Here is a 3255-nt window from a genome sequence, read left to right as displayed (position 1 = left end):
AAGTTTTTTAGAGTTTTGGTAACGGTAAAATATGCCTGTAATAGTGCAAAAATATGGTGGCAGTACTTTGTCAACTATAGATAAAATAAAAAAAGTAGCGGAAACTGTTATTAATAAAAAAGAAGAAGGAAATAGTATAGTGGTAGTAGTGTCAGCTATTGGAGATACTACGGATAGACTAATAGCTCTAGCAAACAAAGTTTCAGATGATCCAGATAAAAGGGAATTAGATGTAATTCTGTCCACTGGAGAAATGATTTCGGCCTCTTTACTTGCTATGACTATAAAAGAAATGGGCTGTGATGCTATAAGCTATTCAGCTTATCAAATTGGAATTAGAACTAGTGGCGATTATGGAGAATGTTTAATAGAAGACTTAGATAGTAAGAAAATAAAGAGAGGTCTTAGAAAAGATAAAATTGTCATAGTGGCAGGTTTTCAAGGGATCAATTCAATAGGAGATATAACTACCCTTGGAAGAGGGGGATCTGATACAACGGCAGTTGCAATAGCTGTAAAATTAGGTGTATCTTGCGAGATATACACCTATGCAGATGGCATATATAACATTGATCCAAGAGAATATAAAAATGCTAAGAGACTAAAAGAGATTGATTATGAAGAGATGCTTGAACTTACAAATTTAGGAGCTCAGCTTATACACCCAAGATCTATAGAACTTGGGCAAAAGTATAAAGTGCCTATATATATAGGACTTAGCTGTAGTGATAAAGAGGGAACAATTGTTAGGGAGGTAAATAGTATGAATTTAGAGAGTAAACCTGTAACAGGTATTGCTACAAGTGATGAGGATGTTGCAGTTACTATTAAATACATATATGGTGATATAAATATTTTATCTAATCTCTTTGAAGCAATAGGAAGTAGGAAGATTAATATAGATATGATAAGTCAAACTGCACCAATAGATGGAAAAGTAAATGTATCCTTTACCATACCAAAGGATGCTTTAGAACAGTGTCTTAATATAATAGGTGACTTTGCAGAAAAAGAAAATGTATATATTGATAAAGATATAGATAAATTTTCTGTGGTAGGGATAGGAATGAAGAAAACTTCAGGTGTTGCGGCCAAGATGTTTAAACTGTTTGGAGATAATGGTATAGAGGTAAAGATGATAACTACTTCTGAAATAAGAATAACCTGTGCTATTAAGCAATGTGACAAGCAAAAAGCAATAGAACTAGTAGCAAATAATTTTAACCTGTAGTTCATGTTAGTTTAAACTTTATGTGCATAGAAGAACTGGAAATTTTATTTTATAATAAAAATATAATTTTCAGTTTAAATTACATAATTGAAGGCTAAATATATTGCAATACAAATTTTTGTAGATTACTATTGATTAGAGTAGTTAATTTAGTATAATTATAGTGTATTACTTAGGCATCTTCAAATAAATAACTAGTCAGTATACTAGTATATTTTGAATTATACTACGTTAGCAGAACCTTCTGATAGCACCACTATCATCAGAACCTGTTTCCTTGTATAATTTAAAATATACGTCGCATCTTTGACTTGTTATTTATTTTCACATGCCTTATGAAAAAGGATTATAAAGTTTCAGCTAAAGTAAAAATTTTGTATGAAACTAGGAATTATATTTATATACTGATCTAAAAAATTATAGAGGTGATTTGATGAAGCTGTTTGGTACAATGGATATTAAGGAAAATGAATTATATATAGGGGGAATGAGTTCTACAGAGCTTTGCAAGGAATTTGGGACTCCACTTTATGTAATAGATGAAGAATTGGTTAGAGGAAACTGTAGAGATTATTGTGAAAATTTTGCTGTGGACAAAGGTAATAAGGTCGCTTATGCAGGAAAGGCTTTTTTGCCTACTGCAATGTGCCAAATAATAAATCAAGAGGGATTGTATCTTGATGTAGTATCTGGTGGAGAACTTTATACTGCACACAAAAGTGATTTCCCTATGAAGAAAGTATTATTTCATGGTAATAATAAGACTATTGATGAGATTAAAATGGGGATAAGTTTCAATGTTGGAAGATTTGTTGTGGATAATTTTTATGAAATGGAAAAAATAGATGAAATAGCTAGAGCAAATAATAAAGTTCAAAAAATATTGCTACGAATTACTCCCGGAATTGAAGCACATACTCATGAATATATAAAGACAGGACAGGTAGATTCAAAATTTGGATTTACTCTATTAAATAATGAAACAATAGAGGCTGTTAAAAAGGCAATATCCCTTCCAAATGTAAAACTAATGGGACTTCATTGTCATATAGGTTCTCAGATTTTTGAGATAAAGCCTTATGAAGAAGAAGTAGATATAATGCTTGATGTAATAAAGACTATAAAAGAAGAATTAGGTTATAAAATAGAGGAATTAGATCTTGGTGGTGGCTTTGGTATATTTTATACAGAAGAAGATAAACCAAGAGAAACAAAGGAATTCTGCGATGCTATATTAAAAAGAGCAGAGAGTAAAGCAAAGGAATTAAAAATAGAATTACCAGTTTTAATTATAGAACCAGGTAGATCTATTATAGGAAATGCAGGAAGTACACTTTATACTTTAGGTTCCATTAAAGATATTCCAGGAGTGAGAAAATACATTTCTGTAGATGGAGGAATGACAGATAATATAAGACCGTCACTTTATCAAGCACAATATCAATGTGCTATTGCAAATAAGATTAGCAGCGAAACCAAAGAAAAAGTAACTATTGCAGGGAAATGCTGTGAGTCAGGAGATATACTTTTAACAGATGTAGATATTGCTAATGTTGAAAGTGGAGATATACTTATTGTTCCAACTACTGGGGCCTATGGATACTCTATGGCGAACAACTACAATAAAATACCTAGAGCAGCAGTAGTGTTAGTGAAAGATGGCCATGCACGAATCATTTGCAGGAGAGAATCCTATGAGGATGTTCTAAGAAATGAATTGCCATTATTATAGAATTATAACTAATTTTACTTGTTTTAAATTAAGAATAAATTCGGGAAGTTGTCCATATGATAACTTCGCGGATTTTTTGTTTTTAGGAATTTAAAGACTATTTATATATAAGTGTAAAATATTTTTAACCTGACTAACTTGGTGTAAGTCTCCCACGCAATCTGTGAAAGTGATTCACACAAAATCAAAAAAAGATTTTGGTTCTCTGCTTGCACTCTGCGAAAGTGATTCGCACCAAATTAAAATTTGGGCTCTCTACTTGCACTCTGTGAAAGCGATTCACACAAAATCG

2 protein-coding genes are annotated in these 3255 nt (G+C 31.6%); both read left to right on the top strand.

Translation table 11 applies throughout. The annotated features are described in order from the left end of the window. Positions 1 to 31 precede the first annotated feature (31 nt). Positions 32 to 1231 carry an aspartate kinase gene (locus tag RH99_RS17770; RefSeq protein WP_010241537.1) on the top strand — a complete coding sequence of 400 codons (1200 nt, stop codon included), beginning with the start codon at positions 32 to 34 and terminating at the stop codon, positions 1229 to 1231. Between the two features lie 433 nt (positions 1232 to 1664). Further along, positions 1665 to 2963, top strand: coding sequence for a diaminopimelate decarboxylase (lysA, locus tag RH99_RS17765; RefSeq protein WP_010241535.1), 1299 nt, complete (start codon positions 1665 to 1667; stop codon positions 2961 to 2963). Positions 2964 to 3255 lie beyond the last annotated feature (292 nt).

The sequence above is a fragment of the Clostridium arbusti SL206 genome, assembly GCF_000246895.1.
Lineage (GTDB): Bacteria > Bacillota > Clostridia > Clostridiales > Clostridiaceae > Clostridium_I > Clostridium_I arbusti.
The sequence above is the reverse complement of the archived record's forward strand: the minus strand, read 5'-3'. Positions and strand labels throughout refer to the sequence as shown.

Excerpts from the sequence above, each read along its gene's own strand:
- lysA (WP_010241535.1), top strand. The coding sequence starts at position 1,665 with ATGAAGCTGTTTGGTACAATGGATATTAAGGAAAATGAATTATATATA.
- RH99_RS17770 (WP_010241537.1), top strand. The coding sequence starts at position 32 with ATGCCTGTAATAGTGCAAAAATATGGTGGCAGTACTTTGTCAACTATA.